The organism is Streptomyces tirandamycinicus, from assembly GCF_003097515.1.
GTDB classification, from domain to species: Bacteria; Actinomycetota; Actinomycetes; order Streptomycetales; family Streptomycetaceae; genus Streptomyces; species Streptomyces tirandamycinicus.
This window is the reverse complement of record NZ_CP029188.1, coordinates 5,057,471-5,082,687: the sequence shown is the minus strand read 5'-3', so window position 1 is coordinate 5,082,687 and position 25,217 is coordinate 5,057,471. Positions and strand designations below refer to the sequence as shown.

The 25,217-nt window shown below is 69.0% G+C and carries 21 protein-coding genes and 3 pseudogenes; 17 read left to right on the top strand and 7 right to left on the bottom strand.

Annotated elements, in window-relative coordinates; genetic code table 11:
* Positions 1 to 715: 715 nt before the first annotated feature.
* The 5 genes from DDW44_RS22540 to DDW44_RS22520 all read left to right on the top strand — a co-directional run bounded on the left by DDW44_RS22540 (position 716) and on the right by DDW44_RS22520 (position 5,956).
* Positions 716 to 1,018 carry a hypothetical protein gene (locus tag DDW44_RS22540; RefSeq protein ID WP_108907522.1) on the top strand — a complete coding sequence of 101 codons (303 nt, stop codon included), beginning with the start codon at positions 716 to 718 and terminating at the stop codon, positions 1,016 to 1,018.
* A gap of 110 nt (positions 1,019 to 1,128) precedes the next feature.
* A complete protein-coding gene (locus tag DDW44_RS22535) occupies positions 1,129 to 2,205 on the top strand; it encodes a tyrosine-type recombinase/integrase (protein WP_108907521.1) in 1,077 nt (358 codons plus the stop codon).
* A gap of 381 nt (positions 2,206 to 2,586) precedes the next feature.
* Positions 2,587 to 3,411, top strand: a complete 825-nt coding sequence (locus tag DDW44_RS22530; RefSeq protein ID WP_108907520.1) for a hypothetical protein — start codon at positions 2,587 to 2,589, stop codon at positions 3,409 to 3,411.
* Entirely contained in the window at positions 3,404 to 4,618 is a 1,215-nt protein-coding gene (locus DDW44_RS22525) for a helix-turn-helix domain-containing protein (protein WP_244224084.1), read from the top strand. Before DDW44_RS22530 ends, DDW44_RS22525 begins: the two co-directional genes overlap by 8 nt.
* 414 nt (positions 4,619 to 5,032) lie before the next feature.
* Positions 5,033 to 5,956 carry a pentapeptide repeat-containing protein gene (locus DDW44_RS22520; RefSeq protein WP_108908908.1) on the top strand — a complete coding sequence of 308 codons (924 nt, stop codon included), beginning with the start codon at positions 5,033 to 5,035 and terminating at the stop codon, positions 5,954 to 5,956.
* Positions 5,957 to 5,979: 23 nt separating this feature from the next.
* Here DDW44_RS22520 and DDW44_RS22515 read toward each other — a convergent pair whose 3' ends face one another.
* Positions 5,980 to 6,348: a recombinase family protein gene (locus DDW44_RS22515; RefSeq protein WP_279634831.1), complete on the bottom strand. Its 369-nt coding sequence runs from the start codon at positions 6,346 to 6,348 to the stop codon at positions 5,980 to 5,982.
* Between the two features lie 576 nt (positions 6,349 to 6,924).
* Here DDW44_RS22515 and DDW44_RS22510 point away from each other — a divergent pair.
* The 3 genes from DDW44_RS22510 (at position 6,925) to DDW44_RS22500 (ending at position 9,692) form a co-directional block, all read left to right on the top strand.
* Positions 6,925 to 7,995, top strand: coding sequence for a hypothetical protein (locus tag DDW44_RS22510; protein WP_244224083.1), 1,071 nt, complete (start codon positions 6,925 to 6,927; stop codon positions 7,993 to 7,995).
* 423 nt (positions 7,996 to 8,418) lie between these two features.
* Entirely contained in the window at positions 8,419 to 8,994 is a 576-nt protein-coding gene (locus tag DDW44_RS22505; protein ID WP_108907519.1) for a P-loop NTPase family protein, read from the top strand.
* Between the two features lie 92 nt (positions 8,995 to 9,086).
* A complete protein-coding gene (locus DDW44_RS22500; RefSeq protein ID WP_108907518.1) occupies positions 9,087 to 9,692 on the top strand; it encodes a helix-turn-helix domain-containing protein in 606 nt (201 codons plus the stop codon).
* Positions 9,693 to 10,367: 675 nt separating this feature from the next.
* Here DDW44_RS22500 and DDW44_RS22495 read toward each other — a convergent pair.
* Positions 10,368 to 10,610: a hypothetical protein gene (locus DDW44_RS22495; protein ID WP_108907517.1), complete on the bottom strand. Its 243-nt coding sequence runs from the start codon at positions 10,608 to 10,610 to the stop codon at positions 10,368 to 10,370.
* Between the two features lie 172 nt (positions 10,611 to 10,782).
* Between DDW44_RS22495 and DDW44_RS22490 the strand changes: the two genes are divergently transcribed.
* Positions 10,783 to 11,115 (top strand): hypothetical protein, encoded by a 333-nt coding sequence (locus tag DDW44_RS22490; RefSeq protein ID WP_108907516.1) that lies wholly within the window; start codon positions 10,783 to 10,785, stop codon positions 11,113 to 11,115.
* 420 nt (positions 11,116 to 11,535) lie between these two features.
* Here the strand turns inward: DDW44_RS22490 and DDW44_RS31745 are convergent, their stop codons facing one another.
* Positions 11,536 to 11,730 carry a hypothetical protein gene (locus tag DDW44_RS31745; protein WP_146207040.1) on the bottom strand — a complete coding sequence of 65 codons (195 nt, stop codon included), beginning with the start codon at positions 11,728 to 11,730 and terminating at the stop codon, positions 11,536 to 11,538.
* Positions 11,731 to 11,792: 62 nt separating this feature from the next.
* Complete coding sequence (locus tag DDW44_RS22485; protein WP_108908907.1) at positions 11,793 to 12,140, bottom strand: alkylmercury lyase; 348 nt, start codon at positions 12,138 to 12,140, stop codon at positions 11,793 to 11,795.
* A 74-nt stretch (positions 12,141 to 12,214) separates the two neighbouring features.
* Here DDW44_RS22485 and DDW44_RS22480 point away from each other — a divergent pair, with 74 nt between their 5' ends.
* The 3 genes and pseudogenes from DDW44_RS22480 to DDW44_RS32905 all read left to right on the top strand — a co-directional run bounded on the left by DDW44_RS22480 (position 12,215) and on the right by DDW44_RS32905 (position 15,029).
* Positions 12,215 to 12,613: a heavy metal-responsive transcriptional regulator gene (locus tag DDW44_RS22480; protein ID WP_108907515.1), complete on the top strand. Its 399-nt coding sequence runs from the start codon at positions 12,215 to 12,217 to the stop codon at positions 12,611 to 12,613.
* Between the two features lie 1,042 nt (positions 12,614 to 13,655).
* Positions 13,656 to 14,549, top strand: a pseudogene (locus DDW44_RS33570) (helix-turn-helix domain-containing protein); the annotation flags it as partial.
* A gap of 9 nt (positions 14,550 to 14,558) precedes the next feature.
* The gene (locus tag DDW44_RS32905) at positions 14,559 to 15,029 is read left to right on the top strand and encodes a hypothetical protein (RefSeq protein WP_240800428.1); all 471 of its coding nucleotides are present in this window, start codon (positions 14,559 to 14,561) and stop codon (positions 15,027 to 15,029) included.
* Between the two features lie 68 nt (positions 15,030 to 15,097).
* On the opposite strand, the gene DDW44_RS22470 is transcribed toward DDW44_RS32905, so the two are convergent.
* The gene (locus DDW44_RS22470; RefSeq protein WP_108907513.1) at positions 15,098 to 15,706 is read right to left on the bottom strand and encodes a hypothetical protein; all 609 of its coding nucleotides are present in this window, start codon (positions 15,704 to 15,706) and stop codon (positions 15,098 to 15,100) included.
* Between the two features lie 403 nt (positions 15,707 to 16,109).
* Positions 16,110 to 16,601 (bottom strand): hypothetical protein, encoded by a 492-nt coding sequence (locus DDW44_RS22465; protein WP_134403966.1) that lies wholly within the window; start codon positions 16,599 to 16,601, stop codon positions 16,110 to 16,112.
* Positions 16,602 to 16,691: 90 nt separating this feature from the next.
* Between DDW44_RS22465 and DDW44_RS32900 the strand changes: the two are divergent.
* From DDW44_RS32900 to mobF, 4 genes and pseudogenes are all read left to right on the top strand, one after another.
* Positions 16,692 to 16,781, top strand: a pseudogene (locus DDW44_RS32900) (ATPase); the annotation flags it as partial.
* Positions 16,782 to 16,860: 79 nt separating this feature from the next.
* Positions 16,861 to 17,442, top strand: a complete 582-nt coding sequence (locus tag DDW44_RS22455; protein WP_108907511.1) for a suppressor of fused domain protein — start codon at positions 16,861 to 16,863, stop codon at positions 17,440 to 17,442.
* A gap of 220 nt (positions 17,443 to 17,662) precedes the next feature.
* Positions 17,663 to 18,181, top strand: coding sequence for a hypothetical protein (locus tag DDW44_RS22450; RefSeq protein ID WP_240800429.1), 519 nt, complete (start codon positions 17,663 to 17,665; stop codon positions 18,179 to 18,181).
* Positions 18,182 to 18,469: 288 nt separating this feature from the next.
* Positions 18,470 to 23,071, top strand: a complete 4,602-nt coding sequence (gene mobF / locus DDW44_RS22445; RefSeq protein WP_167455521.1) for a MobF family relaxase — start codon at positions 18,470 to 18,472, stop codon at positions 23,069 to 23,071.
* Between the two features lie 144 nt (positions 23,072 to 23,215).
* Here mobF and DDW44_RS32895 read toward each other — a convergent pair.
* Positions 23,216 to 23,491: pseudogene (locus DDW44_RS32895) on the bottom strand (ATP-binding cassette domain-containing protein); the annotation flags it as partial.
* Positions 23,492 to 23,802: 311 nt separating this feature from the next.
* Here DDW44_RS32895 and gabT point away from each other — a divergent pair.
* The gene (gene gabT / locus DDW44_RS22435) at positions 23,803 to 25,137 is read left to right on the top strand and encodes a 4-aminobutyrate--2-oxoglutarate transaminase (protein ID WP_017947692.1); all 1,335 of its coding nucleotides are present in this window, start codon (positions 23,803 to 23,805) and stop codon (positions 25,135 to 25,137) included.
* Positions 25,138 to 25,217 lie beyond the last annotated feature (80 nt).

Sequence of the window (25,217 nt, the reverse complement as noted above, 5' to 3'; positions counted from 1 at the left end):
CGTCACCCGGGCTGGCACTTGGACGACCGGAACGAAACGCTCGAGGGACGCCCCGGTCGCCGAGGCGGAGGAACAGACACATGGCGCACGGACAACCCCCGCGCGAGGGGTGGGGGAACGGCCAAGAGGTAGCGACCGCCGCTGACAGGGCGAGAGGAAACCGCGATTGGCCCCATGGGCAGCGCCACAGGGCCGCTCCTGCGAGCCCCGGTTACGCGTGAACGTCGGCTCAGCCTCGGCGGCGCCGGGCTTACTGGGCGCGGCGGATCGCCTGGGTGTATCCGGGGGACGTTGCTGAAGGGGATGCGGTTGAGCTTGAGCCGTTCGGGGTGGGCACCGCCCAGGGGGCTCGTTCCGGCAGTCGTCGCCGGATCCGGCCCGGCCCTTCAGGCAGCGGCCCGTACGGCGAGGGCCGTACTTTCGGCGGGCGGGGGTGTGGGCAGCATGAGGTTCCTCCGGACATGAGATTGGTTGCGCCTGTCTGCTGGCGAGCGCACAGACCTTGGGGAACTGGGTTAGACGCGCAACCCTGGTGGCTTTTCGGCGCGTGAGGCCAAATCGCACGCCGTCTGGCGAACCGTGATCCTGGAGGGCTGAGCGCCCATCTATACCCTGATGAGTCGAACGCGTACGCTCCCGCCCAGGCGGGGAGAAATCTCCCATCCGCGTTGCTCGCGCCCCTTTGCGGCGGGCGCTCGACCACCGGGGAAGGCGCATGACGACGAGTGCCCGCGTCCTTCGGGAACAGTTGGCAGCCATCAAGCACCTCCGGGACACCTACGCAGGTGACGATCCCAACCATCCGCTGCTGGCCAGACTCGACCAGCAGATAGCTGACCTGGAGTCGCAGCCAGGTGTCGGCAAAAACGTCGCGGCCACAGACGAACCCTTCCGCCGCACGCTTGCTGAGCAGGAACGTGCTGCGAGGCGGAAGGAGTTCTCCCTCTCTCGCGCCGAACGGGCAGCCTTTCGCGACGCACTGAGGATCCGGTACGCCTTCGGTGGCGTGCGCGAGTAGCTATCGCGATCAGGCGTGCCTGGCTCGGTTCTCTTCAGATCGGCCTGTTGCGCTCTGGCTCCCGGTAAGTTGCCTTACCAGGAGCCAGAACCGCGCCAAGGGAGCCGCCCGTGGACACGTCACCCGCGACCGCCGACACCGAGCCGAAAGCCCTCGTCCCGGCAAGCCGGACCGGCGGACTCTCGCCCGAGGCCCGCGCCGCGGTCGAGGAAGGCATCCCGCCCGAGACCCGCCGCGGCTACGCCGGCGACTGGCACCGCTTCACCACCTGGTGCACGCACACCGGCCGCAGGGCCCTGCCCGCGAGCGCGGACACTGTTACCGAGTACATGACCCACCTCAAAAGGGAGGACAAGAGCCCCGGCACCATGGACCGGGCCCTGGCCTCCATCGCCGTCGCCCACCAAGCCGCCGAGCAGCCCAAGCCCGCCACCATCGGCGCCCGACGCGTACTGAAAGGCCACGAGGCCGAACGCAAGCGCTCCAAGGACCCGCGCCGCCGGACCCGCCGCGCGGCCGCCGCCACCCCTGCCGTGCTCCGCACCATGGTCGCGGCCGTCGACACCACCAAGGCGAGCGGACGACGCGACGTCGCTGCCCTGCTGCTCGGGTTTTCCATCGCCGCTCGCCGCTCCGAACTGCGCCTGCTGGACTGGGCCGACGTCGCCGACGTCGAGGAAGGCCTGGCCGTCGAGGTCTGGCGACCGAAGGTCAACCACGAAGGCCCCCTCGGAGTCCCCTACGGCTCCAACCCGGCCACCTGCCCCGTCCGTGCCCTCCGCGCCTGGCGCCAGTGCCTCATCGACCGCGGCCGCCAGCCGACCGGACCGCTGTTCCTCCGCATCGACCGGCACGACCGTATCGCCCACCCCATGCGCCGCCACGGCAAGCCGATCGGCGACCCCACCGGCCGGATCACCGGCGAAGGCATCGGCGACCTCATCACCCGCGCCGCAGCTCGAGCCCACCTCACCGCACCGACCGACCTCCTGCCCGATCTCCCGCCGCGGTGGAGCGGGCACAGCCTCCGCCGCGGCTTCGCCACCGCCGCCAAACAGGCCGGCGCCGACCTCATCGAGACCGGCCGCCACGGCGGCTGGGCCGACGGCTCCGCATCCCTCGCAGCCTACTTCGAGGAAGCCGGCATCTGGGACGAAACGAACCCGCTGTACGGCATCGGCCTGTAAGACACGCCAGGGTCACAGTGATGCCCATTTCTGTGACAGTGCAGGTCAACGCGTTGGAGACGATCAGATGAGGCTCGCGGGGTACGTCCTGGTGTCGATCGGCAGTCAACTGGACGGGTTCGGGCTGGAGGACCAGGAGCGCATCCGGCCGTGGGGAACATCGGTACAGCCATTCACGGTAGCGAGCATTCCGCTTGCGATCGGACGGCCGGTTGTGCCAGCCCGTCTTGGATTGCACGGCGCGACGACAGGTCGACCTGCCTGCCGCTCCGGAACCAAGCGCGCCCGCCGCCACACCGACCGGGCAAATGAAGTCTATAAATTAAGTCATGGTGCTATGTTGATGTCGGTTCGGTAAGTGACTAGCTCCCTGGGGGGATCATGGCTGGTGAAATCACGCCGTCGCAGTGGGCCGTTGAGCAGTTCGGTGATCACGCCGCGGAGGTGATACGGCATGTGGTTAAGGGGCTGGCACGTGGTCAGCAAACCGCCTACGAGGTACAGGTGGCGGCCCAGAAGGCGGGGGCCGAGGACAAGCGCGCCTACGGCAGCATGTGGGCCACGCGCTACGGACAGGTCGTCAAGCAGTTCGAGCTGGCCGAACTCCCCGGCTATGAGGCCCGTAAGCCCAAAGGGGCGTCGTACAGCCTGGCGGTCGTCAAGGGGCGAGTGCTGATCCCCTTTCGGCATGCCGACTCGCTGAAGGAACCGATCTCCCGCGCAAAGCTGAGCACGAAGATTCCCCACCAGGTCTCCCGCGACAACGGCGTAGGCGCTGCGCAACCTCCACCGACGCTGTTCGACAGCGATTCCGAGACCACCGAGCCGGCGGCGCACCCCTCGGTGGCGGAGGCCGCAGCGGCGGCCGAGGCGGAGCAGCTGACGGTGATCTACGTCGCGTACGCTGCCAACGCCGACAGCGACAAGGTCCTGGCCGCCTGGTGGGGTACGCCGACGTCGCTGGAGGACGACGGCGCCATGGTGTGGACCCCGGAGTCGCTCGACATGAGCATCGCCGCCGCCGAGCAGGACTCCAGCGACTCCCGCGATGACCTGCGCGATGCAGGTATTAGTGTCCCCCGCGAAAAGGGCTTCACCGGGGGAGACCTGCCTGTTCTGGGCGTCACGCATCGCTTCGAGGTCGTCAAGCGTCCGTCCGCCGAACAGGAACCAACCATTTCCGACATAGAAAACGGCGATGAGTAAGAACACCCAACCACCGCTGTTCACCCCCCCCGGCAGCCGCGGCGGCTCCGGTAAGGCCCGCGCCGACCGGGGCCAACCGTCCCCGGCTGCCGTGCACGAGCTCTTCGACCCCGCCCGGCTGGCCCAAGCCCGCAGCCTCATCGGGATGACGAAGAGGCGGCTGGCCGACGAGCTGGGGGTGACCCCTGCTGCGGTGAGCCAGTACGAGATGGGCACCAACCGGCCGCGCCCCGACCTGCTGCCGCGCCTGGCCGAGATTTTGGATGTGCCGCTGACGTACTTCCTGGCGGGGCGGCCCCACGCGCGGCTGGATCCCTCGGCCGCGCACTTCCGCAGTCTGCGCAGCACCCGGGCCTACCAGCGCGCCAAAGCCGTCGCGTTCACCGAACAGGTCTGGGAGCTGACCTACGCACTGGAGAAGCGTGTCCAGCTCCCCGTGGTCGATCTCCCCGGCTTCGCCGGCGGCGAGGTGCACCCGGGCACCGATTTGCCCAGCGAACCTGCCTCCGCCGCCCGAGCCCTGCGAGTCGCGTGGGGGCTGGGCACCGGGCCCATCGCTCACCTGGTCCGGCGCCTGGAAGCGCATGGCATCGTTGTGGTCACCCCGCAGCGCGACGAGGACCTGCGCTCCGTCGACGCCTTCTCCACCTCGCGCCTCCCGCGCCCGTTGATCGTACTGACGCCCAACCGGACGGACGACGTCTACCGGCATCGCTTCAGCGCCGCCCACGAGCTGGGCCACCTGATCCTGCACGGCGACACCAATCCCGGTGACATCACCCAGGAACGCGAGGCCGACACCTTCGCAGCCGAGTTCCTCACCCCTCGCGAATCGATCCTGCCCGAGCTGCCCGCACGGGCGGACCTGCACAAGCTCTCGCAGCTCCGCGACGGTTGGGGGGTCTCGGTGCACTCCTTGTTGTACCGCTGCAGAGAACTCGGCCTCCTGTCGGACTCCTCGGCCAGCCGCGCCTACCAGCGGCTGCACGGCCTGCAGGGGCAACCCGGTTTCGCTCCGGAACCCCTGGCTGGCTATCCCGGCGAACAGTCCGCGCTGCTGTCCCAGGCCTTCGCCCTCGCCTGCGACCACGGGCTGACAATTGCCGAACTGGCTCACGAGCTGGCCTGGAGTGCAGCCCAGGTGCGGCGCATGCTCGGTTGCGAGGAAGACCGCCCAGCCCTCCGGCTGGTCAGCAGCTCATCCTGATGGCCTGTTGGCGGGGTCCGGCTGCCGGGCCCCGCCGCAGATCAGCCCGCGGGCCGGCAGGCCTGCGGTTCTCCTCAGCGCCGGCCTGCTCCCGCAGGGAAGATCGTGTCGCTCGATGAAGCCGCTCTTGGCTCCGCCCCCTCGTTGGCCCGCCGGGCCAACCCTGCGCCATGGATACCGGATGAGCTCCCCGTTTCCGGCGTCCAGAGCCAGCGTGACGGATACTCAGGAGCGACAGCGGGGCAGCGGGTGTGCTCTTGGCGTCACAGCTCCCGGTTACAGACTGATCTGCCGCACGACAGCGAGAGACCGCACCACCCCTGACTCCTCGTCTAGTCGAGCGTCACCCGCAAAGGGGTGAGTTAACCAGCTCTCGCGTGGCAGGTGCCGCTTGGCTGGGTTCTGGTGATCAACATGGGATCAAAGTTGTCGCAGATGTCGCCGCTCGCGAGATGGGCCTGCGTAGCCATCGCTGTAGCCGGTGTATTGGTCTTGTTCACAGTGGTGCTGTGGCGACTGCCATGGTGGCTAGATCACAAGTACCTCAACAAGAATCTCTCGGCCGCGCAGGGCACCGTGGTGTCAGGGCTGCGTACCGTTCTGACTGCGTTGGGCGGGGGGGCGTTGGTAGCTGCCGGATTGGTCTACACCCACCGGACCGTGGAACTGAGCCGAGAAGGACATGTCACCGACCGGTTCAGCACGGCAATCAGCCAGGTCGCCTCCGACAAACCGCTTGAGCAACTCGGCGGCATTTACGCGCTAGAACGGATCATGCGGGATTCAGCGAAGGACCATGTCACGATCGTTGAGGTGCTCGCCTCCTTTGTTCGGGAGCACGCCCCATTGAGTGATCCACCCACCAAGAAGGAGCGCCCGCAGCACACCGAGTCGGTTCAGGCTGCGTTGACTGTGCTGAGCCGTCGACCACGGGATCGGGCAGAACCCTTCATCGTCAACCTGCAACGGACTGATCTAAGGGGCGCCGACCTAAGCGATGCGCATCTGCCTGATGCCTGGCTGCGAGGGACGAATTTGGAAGGGGCCTGGCTGGAGGGCGCGAACTTCCGAGGAGCACAGTTGCTCGGTGCAAACCTTGATAGCGCACAGCTGCGCGGTGCTCACCTGGAGGGCTCGTTGTTGGGTGGCGCTGACTTGTCGAAGGCGAAGGGGCTGACGGTCGAGCAACTGGTCACGGCTTTCCCTACCAGCTTCACCGACCTGCCGTGGGACCTCGCACGCGATCCCAGAGTCAGGGCCCGGATTGATGTAGCGGAAGAGGAACTGCATGAGCTGGCCGGCAGCCCGCCGCCTCCACACAGGAAACTGAAGGAGTGACCTTGCAGCGTTGAAGTAGCTGGTCAGTGAAGAGGCCTGTCCGACGTCAGGGCGTTCCGGCCAGCAACCAGTTCCGGCACGTACTTGTACAGCGTCGTACGGGAGACGCCGAGCAGCTTTGCGATCGAGGTGATGGTGTTCTCCGGCTGCGCGAGCAGGGCACGGGCGTGCCGGATCTGTTTCTCTGTCATCGCGGGCGGTCGCCCGATGCGCTCACCGCGGGCCCGAGCTGCCGCCAGGCCCTCATGGGTGCCCTGCACGATGAGTTCGCGGATGAACTCTGCGAGCGCGGCGAAGACGTGGAACACCAGGCGGCCGCCGGGCGTGGTGGTGTCTAGCGATTCGTGGAGCGACTGGAAGCCGATGCCGCGCTTTCGTAGGCCGGAGACGATCGGTTGTTGAACAACGCTGGATAGGAGCAGTAAGCAGGGGTCGAGTACGGCCGCGGGCCGCTCACGACATCACGCAGGCCCTAGGCCCGGCGGGGGTGGCGGCAGCGGGTCACAGGTCGGGCGGGGACGCCCTGGCGGGCCTGGCGGCCCTCCAGGGTGGTCTGGCGGGCGCCTTCGGCGCGTTCACCGCCAGACCATCCCGCGCAAGCGCGGGACGCCAGGCCGGGCGCCTTCGGCGCGTTCACCGGCCTGGTGGCTGGTCCTGCGCAGCAAGCTGCGCGCACCGGACCAGCCATCCCCTTCCTCTGCTGTGACCCGCTGCCGCCATCCCCGCCGGGCCTGCCGATAAACACGCTCTGAGCTGGGCTTTTGCGTAGACAGGTGAGCTGAAATGCTGTAAGGTTGTGCATGTCGGAAGGGGCGGCACACCCCGACCGACAACCAGCCACGAGGGAAGGAAATCCAATGGCCCGTCAGTTGCTTCCGGTAGCTCTGGAGAATCAGCGCAGAGACGTTCCCGTGGTGGACTCGCTCCCGGCGAAGGGGTTCCCCGGGTACGTGAACGGCGTTCAGCGCATGGGCACTGTCCACGACGTCTACGGGTGGACCAACGTCCACGCCCACATCAACATGTCGCCCGATGAGGCATACGCCCTCACCGACAAGCGGTCGCCGCACGCCCTGTACGAGCTCATGCTCATGTCCGCCGGGGCCACCCCCCGGCCGGGGCTCCACGACCACTCGCCCGAGTTCGGCAAGGCACTGGGGGTCGTCGCAGCCCGCTTTGCAGAGCACTGCCGCGCCTACGAGCTGAGCCCGGTCGTTTCGTGGAGCTACGACCCGCACACCGTTGACCGCGAGTCCATCCAGGGAGAGAAGCGGTTCCATGCCCACCTCGTCGGGCGCACGCAGGCAGAGCGCGCAGCCGTCGCGGCGCGGTCCATGCGGGCAGGCCAGCTCTCCACTGTCCGATCGCGCCGCATAGTCGAGGAGTCATCCGTACTGGGTGCGCTGATCAGCGCGGACATCGTGGACGGCGACGCCCTGCGGGTGCTTGAGCCCGTACCGGCGCTCTCCACCCCCACCGCCACGGCTACGGCTCAGTTCCTGCTGCCGCAGGGATGGGAGAGCCTGACCAGCCCCGAGCTGCCCGCAGATCTGACGTACATCCACCGCAAGCTGCGGAAGATGTATGACGAGATCCTGCGTGTCTGCACCACCGGCACGGCGGGAATGTGGCGGCGGCCCGCAGTCCGGGAGTTCGACCCGCAGCACATCGACGTTCCGCTACGGGCCGCGACCCGGGCGACGCTCGCCCACTACCTCCGGGGTCTGCGCCCGGAACTGCTCTCTGAGCCCGCCAAGCGCTCGCGGGTCGCGTACGTCTACCCGCTCGCCGATCTTGCCTACGCGGTGACGATCGCCGAGCAGGACGGGCAGGTGTTCCTGCACCTGCGCGTCAACGTGTTCTCCGACCTGGGAGGCGCGGGGATCAGCATCATGGACGGAGTGATCGTGAAGACGAAGAAGGGGGTGGGCGACATGCGCTCCGACGAGACCGCAGCGCGGGCAGCGTTCCAAGCTGAGTTCCTGCGGATGCTGCACCGCCACCCGATGGCGGCGCGGGCCCTGTTCCCCCGCCTGTAGAACCCCAGGCCGGACCCGGGCACCGGGTCCGGCGCCCCACTGCCCCGGCCCGCCACCAGGCGGGCCGGGGCGCCGGCGTAAAGGACAGCCGCAAGCGGCTGGCGTCCGCCCCTTGAAGCGCCCTTCGGGCGCGGGGCGGACCAGCGGAAACGCCGCCCCCTGAGTGGCCTTCGGCCACGGGCGGCTTTCTCTGCCCTACGGGCAGGCGCTTCGCGCCGGGCCCCTTCAAGCGCCCTTCGGGCGCGGGCCCGCCCCTGCGGGGCCACGGAGCCGCCTCCGGCGGCCGGCCCAAGCCCCGAACGACTCCCAGCTACGAGTCTGGTTGCTGTAATGTTTAAAATGGCAAGTCCGGGGTGTGGACGCTGCCACCGCCGGCCGAAGGCTGGCACAGCCCGGGCGCCGCACCGCGAAGGCAAGGAATCCATGCGGAAAATCGCACTCTTCGGACCACCCGCCACAGGGAAAACCACCCTGGCCAAGTGGCTCTCAGCAGAGCTCGGCTACCCACACACAGACCTCGATGACCTTCTCTTCACCCCTGATGGCCCCCTGCCGCTGCCGGAGTTCCGCCGACAGGCAGGAGAGATCACCCGGCACGACGCATGGATCGTCGAAGGGAACTTCTCCAAGCTGGCCGATGTGGTCTGGCACCGAGCCGACGTACTTGTGTGGCTCGACTTCCCACTGCCTCTGATCGTGTACCGCATCGTGCGCCGCAGCCTCTACCAGCTCACCGGACACGACGACAGCCCACAAGCAAGGCGACTGACCTGGAGCAAGGCCTTCTTCCACCGCCGGTCGCTGCTACGCACCGCCATCCGCAAATACCGGCACAACCGGCCCCGCTACGCCCTGCAGGTAGCGGAGACAGCCGATCGGGGCGTCCAGGTCGTCAGGCTTCGTAACCCGCGTGAAGTCCGCAGATGGATGACGGAAATGAGGAAAGGGCCGACGGAGAGCCACTCACACGGAGCGACCCGGCACACCGCCGGCCCTTGACCAACCATCCGTGCCAGCGGAACGCCAGCGTAGGAAGTACCACCAGCCTACAAGGTTCCGCCCGCGACCCTAGCAGTCCAAGGAACCCCACAGTGATCCCCCGCAACCGGCCAGTGATCAACGAGGCCGACATCGCCCAGCAAGCCGGCGTCCCCATCGCCACCTGGCGGCGCCGCGATGCCCCCGCCTTCCGCCAGCGCGTAGCAAGCCTCTTCCCCCGCAGCCGCATCCTGATCTACGACCTCGCCCAAGCCCGCGCCTACCTCATGGGCAAACCCCTCCCCACGCTGCCCACCGGAGAACATCCCGACGACCTCCTCAACGACGAAGAGGCAGCCGCCCTCCTCGGCGTCACGGCAAGCACCGTCCGCGCCTACGCGACCCAGGGCTACATCTCAGCAGGCAAGACCCTCTACAGCCTCCGCGTGTGGCCCCGCGGCGACCTCGAAGAACGCCGAAACAACCCACCCGGACAAGGAAAGGGCGGAGGCCGCCCACCAGGCACAGGAAAAGGCCCACGCAAAGCACACGCCTACGAAGGCGATCCACGCCTGCACACCGCGACCGAAGCCCTCAGCACCGCCGGCGACACCCCCCGCCACCACATCGCAGCAGCCCTCGCCCAACAGCACGGTGGATCAACACGCACCTGGGAACGCGTCCTCGCCCAGGCCAGCCAGACCTCCCCACCCGACTGACCCGTAGGTGGCGGGCCAGACCGCTCGCGCCAGCAAGCAGTGCGGGCCTGCCGTCCCCCGGACCGCTACCGCACCCGGCCCGTCCCCATGACCTGATTCCGGACCAGGTGGCCGGTATACGTGACGGGCGCGTTGCCGACTGCGGCGGGCGCCGTGGCGACGCAGAAGACGCTGGCTACGGGAGGGGGTGGGCTCGCCGGGGCCCCGTCGGCCGTCAGCCCGCCGGACACGGGCCGACCGCCGTACTCCCGCCGTCACGACAACAGACGCGCAAGGAGACCGCACCGCCCGGCCCGGGCTGAGGGGGAGCAGCTGCTGCCGCGATGTGGCCGAGCCCGTCATGGGCGCTCCGCTCAGCCCCCGCAGTAGCGAGTCGCCCGTCCGTCGAACGGTCGGAAACTGTCGCCAATTGGCGACAGCCGGCAGCCCCGGCCCCCGACGCAGCTCGAGGCTCAGGAGCCCCCGTGGGGTACGCGCTGCGACTCGACTCACCACCAGCGCACTAGGCGAGGAGGCGACGTCGGATCCAATCGTCACGTGACGGTTGAGCCTCGCGGTGGTACCCTCCCTGCAAGCGTCACGTGACGATTGTAGGGGAGACTCGCCATGGCGATCTGTCAGGTATGCGATGCAGATCTGCCCCCACAGCGCGGACCGCGCGCCCGCCGCTACTGCTCACGCGCCTGCCAAGCCAAGGCGTATCGCACCCGCCAAAGGCTCGACGCGCGCCCCCTCACTTCTGGCGACGCACAGAGCCTGCTCGCCCAGTACGAGGGTGTGCCCGCGCTGGAGCTCGCCGATCAACTCGCACTCGCTGCTCGACAACTGGCCGATGCCCTGACCGCCGGGCGGTCCGTCGACGAGGGCGATCTCGACGTGCTGACGCGAATCCCGGCTGTTCTCACGACCCGAGCCCAACAGGCCGTCCCGTCCGACATGGCCGCGCGCAGGCAGAGTCACGCCCCCAGAGCGGCCGCGACAAGTGCGGCCGCCACCCCCACCACGAGGCAACCGCACGCCGACACCGAGCAGAGCGCCCCCCTCACGCGACCTGAGACACGCACCACTAGCGTCACGTGACGATTCGGCGGTGGCGCCCACCGCCAACAGCATCCAGCCTCGGCCGCAGAAACTCGCGCAGAACAAGGCCCGCGCCGTTGTCAACGCCGCAGAACTCGTACGACACCCAGATCACCGGGAGAACCACCAGTGGATCCTGCGCAGCGGCGACACGGTTCTCGGATACGTGGAGCCGACATACGGCGGTACCTCTCGCTCCGGCCGCAACGGCTGGACCGGCCGCCTCGGCGGGATCGCCGGCCGGCGCTGCACGACTCGCGACGCCGCGGCGCTCGACCTGGCGGAGCGCTGGATCCGGGTTGTCACCGCTGTACCGAAACGCACCATCACCGGCGACTCCTGACCAACGTGACCACCAATGGAGGCGGTCCCCGCTCAGCGCACGGAACCTGCCCCACCGCCCGGCGGTGACGGCCCACTGTGCCCTCGTCTTCTCGCTCACATCGTGTCCAGGTCGACGGCGGCCGGTGGCTGAGGGGCCCGGTCGCCCGGTCCGCGGTCGTCCGGCCCTCAAACTCGCCGCGGCCTTCAGGATCTTGTCCGCCCGCTTCAGCTCGGCGTTCTCCTTCTTCAACGCCTTGAGCTGGGCTTGATTCCTCCGTCGTGGCTTTGTTCACGAGTTGTGACGTCGATTGTTCACGTGTTTGGGAGGCGCCCCGCAGTCGGCGTGTTCGATGTTCACGAGAGTCGACAGCATCTTGGCCTGGCCCATAGTGAGGGCGAATGGCCAGCCACGGGGCGGGTGACGGCCCGAGCATTCCGATCATTGAGGGGGGCGCGGTGGGCGGCAGGCCTGTCGCCGTCGCCTCAGCCACCAGCCGACGGTCCCGGTGGTGAGCAGCACCGCGGTGACGACGGCCCACCAGCTGCCGAGCCAGGCCGCGAGCGCGCCTGAGGCCACCGCGACGATCAGGGCGGGTCCCGCACAGCACACGAGGGCCGCGGCGGCCACTGCCACGAGCAGTCCGAACGTACCGACCGGACTGCTCGGGTCGCGGCGTCGGCCGGGGCGAGACGGCCCTACCCGGCCCGGCCGGCGGCCCGGTCCGCGCCGCCGGTGCCGGTGCCGGGGATACCGAGCACGCGCCGCAGCTCCTCCATGGAGGGTGCCCCGCCGATCCGGCCGTCGGCGCTGCGGTAGAGCCGGCAGGACACGGTGGCCGGGGCGTCCGGCTCGGCGAACGGGTCACGGCCGTCGACCAGCAGCGTCGGGGAGCCGTGCATGCCCCTGCGCTCGGCCTCCGCCTGGCCCTCGACCACGTGCTCGGCGAGCTCTACGTCGGTGCGGCCCGCCAGGACGAGCTCCAGCCGTTCCTTGAGCACCGGGCCGTTCGGGCAGTCCGGGACGATCAGCATCTCCACACGCATCAGCGCCACCTCCAGGTCACGCGCTCACGGTAGTCCTTCCACCGCACTGGAAGGTCAAGGGCTACGGTGAAGGTATGCGCATCGGAGACCTCGCCGCCGCCACCGGCACCACCACCAAGACCCTGCGCTTCTACGAGCAGGCCGGACTGCTGGCGGACCCGCCCCGCACCTCGGGCGGCTACCGCGACTACCCGGCCCACACCACAACCCGGGTCGCCTTCATCCGCTCCGCCCAAGCGGCCGGTTTCAGCCTCGCCGAGATCCGCGACGTCCTCGCGATCCGCGACGGCGGCCAGCCGCCCTGCACACACGTCACCGCCCTGCTCGCCCGGCACCTCGCCGATGTCGAGCGCCGCATCGCCGAACTGGAAACGACCCGAGCCATGCTGCGCGAGCTGACCCACACCGCCTCCGCAACCGACCCCGCGACCTGCACCGAAGGCGACATCTGCCGCATCCTCGCTGCCGACTGAGCTGAACGCTGCCCGCCGGCGCTGTCCGAACCCATGAACATTTCGAATCCGGCACGCCGCCAGCCGCCTCCCAAACTGCTGGACATGCGCTGCCCGTTCTCGTGAACAGGGCCATCCGTCGTCCCCCTGGACGCGTTCCCGTGTCGATCTCTTGCTGCTTCACTCAGTTCCGCAGCGTCTCGCGGGAGATGCCGAGCTTGTCGGTGACCGCCTGCAGGGCCGCCGTCTCGTTCGGGTGGTCGTCGCGCACCTCGGCGACCATGCGCACCGTACGACGGCGCAACCACCATTCGACACGGGGCGCTACATCTGCAGTCGGTCCAGTTCGTCGGGACACGCCGGGCTTGAAGTTGTCAGCCGGGTCTGTCACTCCAGACGCCCTTGCCGGCCAACCCCTTCCGGTCCGTGGGTCCTCAGGTCAAGATGGGCGCCTTCTGACTCGTGCCTCCAGCTGACACAACCTCTCCATCATGTGTGGGGTCGTCGGTTACTGGAGTCATCCCTGAGCGTGCCGACCGGTCATGGATTACCAAGATCCCTGTGCTTGTGCAGTGCTTTTCCGAATCTGCGTGCACGTTGACCGCCCGGACTCTACGAAAGTGTCCGATAAGGGGCGAATGATCACAAGAAGGGGAGCATTTGTCCGAATGGCCTTTGGGCAGACCGTGTTACTACAGTCACGGAGCGCGAACCCACTCACTTCTCACAGATCCCGGGTTCGCGCTCCATCGCTACTACGGACAGAGGAAGCTCGATGTCTGCATCCCCCGGCCGTTTCTCGGTCAAACGCCTGATGCGCCGTTCCGATGGTCCTGACAGTAACAAAGCAGTCTCGGGCCCGGATATGCCTGTCAACACCCAGGCAACACCTGACAACTTGCTGCAGCCTACGCACCAAGCGGCTGGCGTAGCGTTTCCGCCTCTGATCGTTGTTCCCGAGGCGTCGTTTTCCGTCGCGCTCATCGCCGCTCTCGCACCTGCTGCCCTCTGGGCGCTTGCGAAGTGGGCGACGGCACGCAGGGTGAAGGCTCCCCGCTGACGGATGCCGGGGGGCAGCTGCGTCGGCCCCCGGTGCCGCCCCGCCGAGTCCGTTCCCTACGAAACGGACTCGGCAGCACCTTCTTTCGTCACGTTTCCCGAATGCGTTGACCTTTCGTCGCGCCGGGTCCCGATCCGTCAGGAAGTTTTCGGCATGGGGAACACATTTTCGCCCAGCAACTGTAAGCGGTGCGGCGAAGAACTGGCGCAGCAGCACACCGGGCGTCCAGGGGAGTACTGCGGCACAAAGTGCCGACAGGCTGCGCACCGTGACCGGCGTAAGGCGGCGTCGCCGGACACAGAGCAGTTCGACGCCTATCTGCGAGCGGAACTCGTCGCTTCCGGCAACGCGATCCAGCAGCTGCTCGACACACTCGACATCCCCGGGGCAGCCGGAAACATCCCGTTACGACAGTTTCTCGAAGTTCAGCGCAGCATCGATCAGCTGACGGTCGCGATGGTGGGCCGCGCACGGCAGTGTGGGGAGCCCTGGGAGACCATCAGCACGCTGCTGGGAATGACCCGGGAGACTGCACGCCGTAAGTACGCGCCGCCGGTGGTCCACCGTGCCCTCAACCGGACGCAAACGCACAAGCACACCCCGCGAACGGACGCCCCTGCGCCCAACCAGTCGGGAACACGTCGCACGTCAGCGGATGATCGCTCCGGTACCCCGTCAGCCGGCGCAGAGCGGCCTGGGCTGCCGCAGCAGACTCCGCCATGCGCCAACCCGCAGGACCTGGCCAGCGTCCTGAGTAGTCTGCAGCGAGCCTCCGGGCAGAGCCTGCGCGCCCTGGGAGCGCGTACGGGGCTGTCCCCCAGCTTCCTGTCGAGACTGATGAACGGCGAGAGGTTCCCGACATGGAGAGACGCGGCAGCCATCGCCCGCGCATGCGGAGCAGACCCCGTGATCCTCAGGAAGGTCTGGGAGGATGCAGAGGCACGCCGGGGCCGGGAGAAGCGCCCCCACACCCTGGCGTCCGCGCTGCGATACCTGCACATGCGGGCCGGCCGCCCGACTCCCTGGGCCATCGCCACCACCAGCGGCACCCTGAGCCAGGACCATGTCACCGGACTACTCGAAGGAACAGCCGTCTACGACTGGGAGCACGTCGAACGCCTCGTCCAGGTCCTCGACGGGGAGCCGAGCTTCTTCCGCCCTCTGTGGGAACAGACCGCTCCCACTCCGCAGGCGTGGTCCCCGGCGCCGGCCCGCAAGAAGACCCCACGGCCGCAGAACCAGCCGAAACCTACGACACGGGCGGAAGAACTCCTGTGCGCCTTCAGCGAAGCACTGGGCAAATCAACACCTTCCTCAACACCGCGACGCGCCCTCGCCGCCCCCATCCAAGCCGCCACACACTGGCCAGGTAGATAGGACGCCTGTCCTATCCCGCTGGTGCCGCCAGGGGCGGGCCTCGGATACGTCGTGAGCAGGGCCAGGCGTTAGTCCAGGGTGAGCTGGAAGTAGGCCGTTTCGCGGAACGAGGCGGTCGGCGGGGTCACTTCCACCGTGACCGTGATCCCTTCGCCGTTCGGCCTGATGCGGACCGGGACGGTGCGCTTGCGGTCCGGGCTGAGGGGTGACACGAGGCCTGCGGCAGCCTCCCTCGAGTTCAGCCAGTTCAGGGTGGTTTCAGAGGAGTAGTCGTCGAGTGCCCAGCCCGCGCGGACGACCAGGGGTGCGGAGCTGTATGCGGAGACGCCCGCGTCGGGCGACTCTCCGATGGGGTGGATCGTTTCGTCGGTGCCGTTGTCGTAGGTCACAGTGAGGCCGTAGGTGCCGTCGGGCTCCGGGCGCGGGCGGCTGACGGTCACTTTCAGGCCGTCCTCGTACCGCGCGGTCGCGCCGGGGCCGAGGGGGTCCGCGACCGATCCGGCGGGGCCGCTCTGATCCAGTTGGCCGTAGCCGTCGAGGCCCTTCTCGAACTCGGCCAGCCCCCAAGCTCCGAGGCCGGTCAGTCCAAGGAGGACGAGGACGGCGATCGCGCAGCCCTTGAACCACCGGGGCGTGTCCGGAGATGGGGTGTCGGTGAGGGCCCAATCCGTGTCCATGCGGGTCACGCTAGGCAGCCATGACCCCGCGGATCATGAGCGGGAGTACTCAGGGACCGTGTGAGTAGCCAGCGGGGTTAAGGGCGCCGCGTCCCCTGTCCCGGAGGTGCGGGGTGTTTGGCGTGCGGTCGGGTGAGGGTCGAACTCTCCCGCGGGGGCCGTGTAGAGCTCACCAAGATCTCCTTCATAAGCGTCGGTTGAGCGTTCTTGGGAGCCAGCTACCACCGTTCTCAGTTCTCACTGACGTAGCCGGCAGGGAACCGGTCCCCGGAGGGCGAGGCCGCGGCGCTCCGTTCTCGCGTGTGAGAGCGCCTGTAACCAGATGTGCGCCAGCTTCCCCAGCCCCGGTACTGGGAGGCAGACGCACGAAGGTGCCCCGCCCGGATCGAGCGGGGCAGCTTTGTCACTGGGCGAGTTCGCCGATGTGCTTGGCGACTGCCTCCATGTGCTTGATGCCGATGTCCATCTCGGACGCCATCAGGTCGAACGACGCCTGGTCCCCGCTGACTGCACCGTCGGAGCACGCTTTGGCGGATGCGGTGAGGTGCTCAAGGGCGAGGTTCCATCGTTGGGCGGTGGCCGGGTGCGGCATGGGGGTGCCGCCGCGGGCGGTTTCGAGATTGGCCGTGAGCGTGGAGCAGCTGTCGCGGAGGCCATCGAGGTCGATGGGGTCTGAGTCTTCCTGGACGGCAGAGAGGTCTGCCATGAGGGTCTGGAGGGTGTCCATGCCGCCGTTGTCGCGCCATTCGACCATCTGCTGGGCGGCGTCCATGGTGGGTGACGGCGATGCTGTAGGGGTTGGAGTTGGCGGTTCGGCGGTTGGGGTTGTGCGGTTGCCGCAGCCGGTGAGGCTGACGGCGAGGACTGCGGCGAGGATGATGGTGCGGGTGTTCATGTACCCCCCTGGCTGGTGCGAGGGTTTGCATCATGGCCGTGGAGTGCGCCGGGTGACGGCGCAGTGACGGGTTCGTGACGTTCGGCCTAGTTCAACGGCACCATCATCGAGACCGGCACCGACTCCTACCGCCTCGCCGGCACCCGAGCCCGAGCCGAGGAGCCGGTCAAGGCCGGCTGAACCATCCGGGTCCGCCCCGCCTCCGGCGGGGCGGACTCACAGCCAGGACACCTGGGCCAGCCGTGAGATCCTCTCCCTCATGTTCGAGAGCGAGCGCAGCCAGCGGGCGATAGCAGGCGTCGAGGCCCACGTTCGCGACTTCTTTACCGGCCATGCGATCACGGCCAGCGATTACGACCTGGGACCTGGGCGAAGGGAAGCGGTTCTCAGTCTGCGGATCGTCACCGTCAGCCCAGGGCCGCGCGCCGAAAGCTGGGCCTACATCACCGCCGGCTGTTGGTCCACGGTCGAGACCGACGGCGACGGCCTCGAATTCGTCCTCACCGCGCCCGTCCGCGACGAACGCTTCGTTGATCTTCTGGCCATGACCGCCTACTACCACGCCGATCACCACCTCGATCTCGGGCACAGCCTGCCCATCGGGGAGCCGTGGCTGCCCGGGTCCCACTGCGACCACCTGCTGATCAGCCCCCCCTACCTGCACGGCCCTGACCTGGAGCACTGCCCGCTGCCGGACGGCCATGCCCGCATCCTCTGGGCCCTTCCTGCCACCGCAGCCGAGATGGCATACCGCCGTGAGCACGGCCACGAGGCCCTTGAACAGCTCTTCGATGAGCACGCGATCGTCCCGACCGATCCAAGGCGTCCGTCCGTCGCCTGAACCTCGCGGCAGTCCGGGCACAAGCGGCAGCGCTGCTCGCGCGAGAGGCCGAGTGGCCCCAGCGCACCATCAGTGCTACCCGACGCTCTCCCGCTCTCGCGAGCGCGCGCCCGTAGTGTGCGCCTTCCGGCTGCAGGGGCTACCCCGCTCTGGAACGCGGGGCCATGGTGTGCTGGAAGCGCGGGGCGCCGTTCCAGCGCCCGCGAGGGAGGAGGACGCCGTGCCGGAAGAGCAGATGCCCTTGGTGCCGTGGGAGCGTTTGGCCGCCGACGCCGAGACCGTCGCGCGGTACGAGGCGAAGGTGCACCGCGGAGGCGGACCGGACGCCCACCATTGGTGGTTGGGCGCCATCAGCGACTCCGGCCACGGGAAGCTCCGCGCGGGCAGTCGAGCGGCAGGCACCTCCCGGGTGGTGTCGGCCCACGTACTGGGGTGGGCCATCCATCACGGGGCGGCCGCTCTGAGGAACGGTGCCGTGATTCGGCACACGTGCGATGAGTCGAGCTGCCAGAACCCCCGGCACTGGCTGATCGGGGAGCGGCTGCAGAACGTCGTGGATTACGCGGCCCGGTCGCGCCTGGCCGGCCACGCGCTCGCGGACGTGCGGGGTGCGGCTGGACGAGCAGTCGCCGTCCGGGACGCCATCCTGGCCGCCGAGACGGGACACGAGGCAGCCGCCATTACGGCAGCCATCGCCGCCGGGCACCCTTCCGGCGCCCACCAAGACGCTCTTTGGTGAAGAACCCAAACCACCACGCTTGGTAACAGTCGAAGAGGCCCAGCCCCTCCCAGGGGGCGGGCCTCTCGCCGTCTGCGGCCACCGTAGCTGCCCCGCTTCCACTCGCGCCAGCACGCATGCCCAGGGAGCATCAGCAGACAGGAAGCAAAGACGCACTACCACCGAGCCAGAGACCCCAGCAGCACCACGAACCACCCACTGAAAGACACCCTCTGAATGTCCGTCACGCACTACCCAAAGGCACTCACACCCTTGCATTAATATCCGATGGCCCGTAGCGTGATCAGCATGACCGCCACTGTCTCGCCCGGATCTGACCCGGGTTACCTGATCAATCAGGTGGGCAAAGGCGGCGAACACTACTACTTGAAGGCGATCGAGCAGGCCGGTGAACCGGCCGGTATCTGGCTCGGAGACGGCGCTAATGATCTTGGTCTGACGGGTGAAGTCGACCATGCACTGATGAGCGACATGTACTCGAAGTTCACCGACCCGCGCCTGCACGAGGACGTTCGAGCGTCACTCTCCGCTATCGCGGTCGAGCCCGGATCGGACGAGTACAAAGCCCAGGTGGCCGCCATCTACGACGCCGCTCGGCTGGGCCGGCGGCCGATGGACTACACGAAGTCCACGGAAGAGCGCGTGGCGGCCGCGCTCGAGGAACTGGGGCCGGACGCGACACCCGAGCAGTGCCGCGCGGCGGAGCTGAAGGTGCGGCAGAACGCCCCGGCCGCCCGCTCGTACTACGACGTCACGTTCTCGGTTCCGAAGTCGTACAGCCTGCTGCACGCCGGATTCCAGGTCGAGGCCGCGCGGCTGCGAGACGCCGGCGACCTGGAAGGCGCAGCCGCCGCCGCGGCGAAGGCGGACGCGGTGTGGGAATCCGTGATGGAAGGCGTGCAGGCCGGACTGGAATTCCTGCAGGAAGAGGCCGGGTACGCGCGCGACGGCCGTCACGGCGCGAAGGATGCCGAGGGCACGCCGACCGGCCGCCAGGTCGACGCGCACCGCTGGACTGTCGCCAGCTTCCGCCAGCACACCAGCCGGGACAACGACCCGCAGCTTCACATCCACAACGCCATCTGGAACCGCGTGGAGGTCACGTCCACGGACGAGGTGACCGGCGAGACGCGGTCGAAGTGGCTGGCCATCGACGGGCAGGAGATCTACCGGCACACCAAGGCGGCCGGGCACCTCTTCGAGAAGACGGCTGACGAGGCCCTGTACCGGCGGCTGCAGCTGCGCACCGCGATGCGGCCGGATGGTATGGCCCGCGAGGTACTCGGCGTTCCCGAGGACTTGCGGGACAAGTTCAGCGGACGGCGCCGGACAATCACGAAGAGGACCGCCGAGCTCGCGGCCGCGTGGGAGGACCGGAACGGACGCCCGCCGTCCCCACACGAGCTGGCGAAGATGGCGCAGTGGGCGAACCTGAACGAGCGGAAGAACAAGACCCAGGCGATTCCACGTGAGCAGCTGCTGGCCCGCTGGGAGGCCGACATGGTGGCCGAGACCCGCGAATCCCTGGCGGGCGTTCCAGCTCTGGCAGAGCGCGCGAGCGCCGAGCTGGAACAGTTGGAACGCCGCCGCGCAGAGTTGGAATCGGGGTTGGAATTCGACCCGGAGGCCGTAGTGCGGCACGCGGTCGAGACCGTCCAGGAGCAGAAGAGCGCATGGCGCCGGGCCGACCTCGTGGTGGAGATCACCAAGCAGCTGCCCGACTGTCTCGGCGGGTTGGAACGGCACCAGGTCAAGGCTCTGGTGAACGAGCTGGCCGATACCGCGCTGCAGTCCGGTGGAGACGCCGGCGTGGTTCGGCTGACCGCCGCCAACCTCGTCCCGCTCCCGCAGGAGCTGACACGCGAGGACGGACTGTCCGTCTACGGCCGCCACGGCGCCCGCCGCTACGCCACCGAGGCCCATCTGGAGCGCGAGGGGCGGCTGATCGCCAAGGCCACCGAGCTGGGCGCCCCGGCCGTCGCGCGCGCCGCGATCGACGAGGTCGTGGCCGTCGCCGGACTCAACGAGGGCCAGGAGAAGGCCCTGCGCGGCATCCTCGGCTCCGGGCGCCGGATGGAGGTGGTCGCCGCCCCCGCTGGAACTGGAAAGAGCCGCCTTGCGGGCGCCGTCCACGACGTCTGGACCCGGGAAGTCGGGCCCGTGCTCGGGTTGACCGTCAGCCAGCGGGCCGCCCGAGTGCTGGCCGAGGAAGGCGTGCGGAACTCCGCGAACATCGCGAAGTTCCTGACCACGAACCGTCGGCTGGAATCCGGTCTGCCGGTTTTGGAATCGGACCGCGAGGCCCACCAGCTGCGGCCCGGGCAGCTGGTCATGGTTGACGAGGCGTCCATGGCCGAGCAGGGCCAGCTGGACGAGATCCGCCGCTACGCGGACCGCGTGGGGGCCAAGGTGATGTACGTGGGCGACAGCGCCCAGCTGGGCGCCGTGGGCGCCGGCGGCATGTTCGCGCACCTCAGCGACGAGCTGCCCAACGTGCATCGACTCGACGCCGTGATGCGCTTCTCCCACGAGTGGGAGAAGGAGGCGTCACTGCAGCTGCGCGACGGGAAGCGCGAGGCTCTGGCCGCGTACGAGGACCGCGGCCGGCTGCGCGGCGGCACCTGCGAGGAGATGGTGGCGGCCGCCTACCAGTCCTGGCTGTCCGACCACGTGAGCGGCAAGAACGCGCTCCTGATCGCCGAGACCAACGCGCAGGCGGACGAGTTGGCCGCGCGTGCCCGCGCCGACCTCGTACGGCTCGGCCTGGTCGCCGAGGACGGCATTGAACTGCAGAAGCGCGGCCTGACCGTGGGTGTCGGCGACATGATCCAGCTGCGCGACAACAACCGGAGCCTGACCAGCGCGAGCGGTGAGCGGTTCGCCACGAACAGGGACGTGGTGAAGGTTCTCGGCGTCACGGAGCGGGGGGTGACCGTCGCCTACGACGACGGGGACACTCTCCAGCTGCCGCTGGATTACGTCCGTAGCCACGTGGATCTGGCGTACGCCGGCACCGTGCACTCCGCCCAGGGCCGCACCGTCGACACCTGCCACACGCTCGTGGAAGGGGCTGGAACACGCGAGGCGTTCTATGTGGCGATGACGCGCGGCCGCGATTCCAACACGGCGTACGTGGCCACCGACACCCCCGGTCTGCCCGTCGAGGAACGGCCCGACAAGCTCGCCGTCCTGACGCAGACGCTCGACAATTCCAGCATCGAGAAGTCGGCCACCCAGGCACAGCGGGAAGAGCTGGAATGGTCCCGCTCGCTCGCGAAGCACGCGTTCGAACTGGAAGACCTGTCGACCGAGGCCGCAGAGCTGCGCTTCGGCCGCGTGCTCCACGAGCAGCTGGGCCCGGAGCGCTACCGCGAGCTGCGCGACAGCGAGGCATATAGCTCCCTCGTCAGGCTCGGACGCAGCGCCGAGGCCGAAGGCCACGACGCCATCGACCTGATGCGCGATGTCATCGGCCAGGGCCGGCTGGAGGACGCCAAGGATCTGGGCAAGGTGCTCCACTGGCGACTGGAGCAGCGCATCGACGCGGCCGAGCGCCACCAGGTGCGGACCGACGAGCGCCGCGTGCGTGAAGCGGTCGAGGTCCAGGAGCGGACCGTCACCGACCTTATGGGCGAGCTGTCCACGCTGCCCGTCGCCGACGCCGACCGCGAGCAGGCCGAGGCGGAGGCCGTTTCGCACACTCGGGCCGGCGACCCGGCGGACGCACAGCGAGCCGCCGAAGCCACAGCCGACCAGGCGCGGCAGCAGGCCGCGCTGGACCAGGCGATGGCCATGCAGCTGGGCGCCGAAGTGCTGCACGGGGCACAGGAGTCGCAGGAGCGGGCCCGCATCGCGGAGGAGCGGCACGCGGCCGCCGAGGAGCGCGCCGACTGGCGAACCCGGACCGCTGGAATCGAGGGCCCCAAGGGCGAGTACGCCCGCGCCCTCGCTGAGATCGCCGAGGAGAAGCGGCTGGAACTGGGCCGGGAGCTGGCGGCCGCCGAGGAACTGCCGCAGTGGGCCCGCGACACGCTCGGGCCCGTCCCGGACGACCCGGCATGGCAGCAGCGCTGGATCGAGCGGGCCGGGACGGTCATGGCGTACCGCGAGGCCCACGAGTACGACAGCGAGCGCGACCCGATCGGCCCGAGGCCGGGCCGCGGAGCTGTCGACGTCCGCCAGGACTGGGACCGCGCCTACCGGGCACTGGGCGAGCCGGACGACCGCATGGAACTGGTCGGAGCGTCCGACGCCACGCTGCGGCAGGCCATCGAGCGGTACGAGCGCGAGACCGCGTGGGCACCGCCGCACGTGGCCGGCCAGCTGCGCGAGGCGAGCGAGTCCCTGGCCGACGCCGAGCGCGAGTCCCTGCAGAAATACATCGCCGCGATGGAGGCCGAGACCGACGACCGGCGCCGGGAGATGGCCGAGGCCGCCCAGGCGTACGAGGCCCTGGCCACCACGCTGGCCGAGGACGTCGAGAAGCTGGAACAGGTCCATACGGCCCGCACCGCGTGGCACGAGCACACCGAGGACGTACGCCAGCGAGCCCAGGAGGCCCAGCGCCAGCTGGAACTGCGCTCGCCGGAACCGGAATACTTGGAACGCCGCGAAGACACGCAGGAGGCCACGCTGGAATCCGGTGCGCCCGTGTTCCAGTCCGAAGCCGAGCGGCTGCGCGAGGCACACGAGCGGGCCCATGAAGCGGGACACCTCCTCACGGGCGAGGAGCTGACAGAGGCCGTCCGTACTGCCGGGCGGGCCGCGGAGATTCTGGCCGACCGGGAGCAGGTGCGGCAGATGGAGGAGGCCGAGCGGGCACGCCGAGACGAACCGGAAGTACGCCGAGCCCCGGCCGTCGAGATCAGCGGCCGCGAAGTCGAGATGTAGCCCTGCCCCACTTGAGGTACGGAGCGGACTGCCGCATCGGTCGGGTACCCCTGGCAGGCTGTCAGTGCCTGCCGTTACCGTCGTGGGATGGCCAGCAGCAGCGATCCGTGGAGCGAGCGTCCCCAAGCGCCGCACAGGCCCGCCCACGATCTGGATGTTGCGGCGGACGGCCTTCAGCGCCCGCGCCGACAGCCGGGTGACGTCCTCCCCCTTGTACCGGATGACCCCGCTCGTCGGCCGCTCCAGGTTGACCAGCAGCTTCGCGAGGGTGGACTTCCCGCAGCCGGACTCGCCCACCACGCCGAGCGTCTCGCCGGCGAACAGGTCGAGGTCGACACCGTCGACCGCCCTGACCGCCCCCACCTGCTTCCGGAACACGATGCCCCGGGTGAGCGGATAGTGCTTGTGCAGGCCCCGCACCGGCCCTGCGGCGCGCCCCGGCCGCGAGGCCCGGCCGCCACTCGTCCGCCACTCGCCGCCACTCGCCGCCACTCGTCCGCCGCCCGTCCGCCGCCCGTCCGCCGCCCGTCCGCTGCCCGTCCGCGGGAGCCCTTCGCGGCCGGGGCGCCCCCGGTCGGCAGGCCCGCCCCGCCGCACCCTCCGCGCTCTATGTCCGCCACGGACAAGGACACGCCCCCACCACTACCGAACGGAGCATGCCGGACCCCCCGGACCGGACCTAGCCTGCGAAGAAAGAAGAAGTGCGTCCGGAAACACCCCCAGGAGCCCTCATGAGCGCAATTCCGCAGGAGCGCCGCGTCGTCACCGCCATCCCCGGCCCCAAGTCGCAGGAGCTGCAGGCCCGCCGCCTCTCCGCGGTCGCGGGCGGCGTGGGCTCCGTGCTGCCGGTGTTCACCGCGCGTGCCGACGGCGGCATCATCGAGGACGTCGACGGCAACCGTCTGATCGACTTCGGGTCCGGTATCGCCGTGACCACCGTGGGTGCCTCGGCCGAGGCCGTGGTACGCCGCGCCTCCGCACAGCTCGCGGACTTCACCCACACCTGCTTCATGGTCACGCCGTACGAGGGCTACGTCGAGGTCTGTGAGGCCCTGGCCGAGCTCACCCCGGGCGACCACGCCAAGAAGTCGGCGCTGTTCAACTCGGGCGCCGAGGCCGTCGAGAACGCCGTCAAGATCGCGCGTGCGTACACCAAGCGCCAGGCCGTCGTCGTCTTCGACCACGGCTACCACGGCCGCACCAACCTCACCATGGCGCTGACCGCGAAGAACATGCCGTACAAGCACGGCTTCGGCCCGTTCGCCCCCGAGGTGTACCGCGTACCGGTCGCCTACGGCTACCGCTGGCCCAGCGGCCCGGACAACTGCGGTCCCGAAGCCGCCGCCCAGGCCATCGACCAGATCACCAAGCAGATCGGCCCGGACAACGTCGCAGCGATCATCATCGAGCCGGTCCTCGGCGAGGGCGGCTTCATCGAGCCGGCGAAGGGCTTCCTCCCGGCGGTCGCGCGGTTCGCCAAGGACCACGGCATCGTGTTCGTCGCGGACGAGATCCAGTCCGGCTTCTGCCGCACCGGCCAGTGGTTCGCCTGCGAGGACGAGGGCATCGTCCCGGACCTGATCACCACCGCCAAGGGCATCGCCGGCGGCCTGCCGCTGTCCGCCGTCACCGGGCGCGCCGAGATCATGGACGCCGCCCACGCGGGTGGCCTCGGCGGCACCTACGGCGGCAACCCGGTCGCCTGCGCCGGTGCGCTCGGCGCCATCGAGACCATGCGCGAGCAGGACCTCAACGGCAAGGCCAAGCGCATCGAGGAGGTCATGAAGGGCCGCCTCTCCGCGATGGCGGAGAAGTTCGACGTCATCGGCGACATCCGCGGCCGAGGCGGCATGATCGCGATCGAGCTGGTCAAGGACCGCGCCACCAAGGAGCCCAACGCCGAGGCCGCCGGCGCGCTCGCCAAGGCCTGCCACGCCGAGGGCGTCCTCGTGCTCACCTGCGGCACCTACGGCAACGTGCTCCGCTTCCTGCCCCCGCTGGTGATCGGCGAGGACCTGCTCAACGAGGGACTGGACGTCATCGAGACGGCGCTCGCGGGCGTCTGAGCGGGACGCGCGGGGTGTGACCGCCCGTAATCGCGCGCTCTCTGTGAAGAAGGTGTGGGGGGGCAATGGCGGGATGGCAT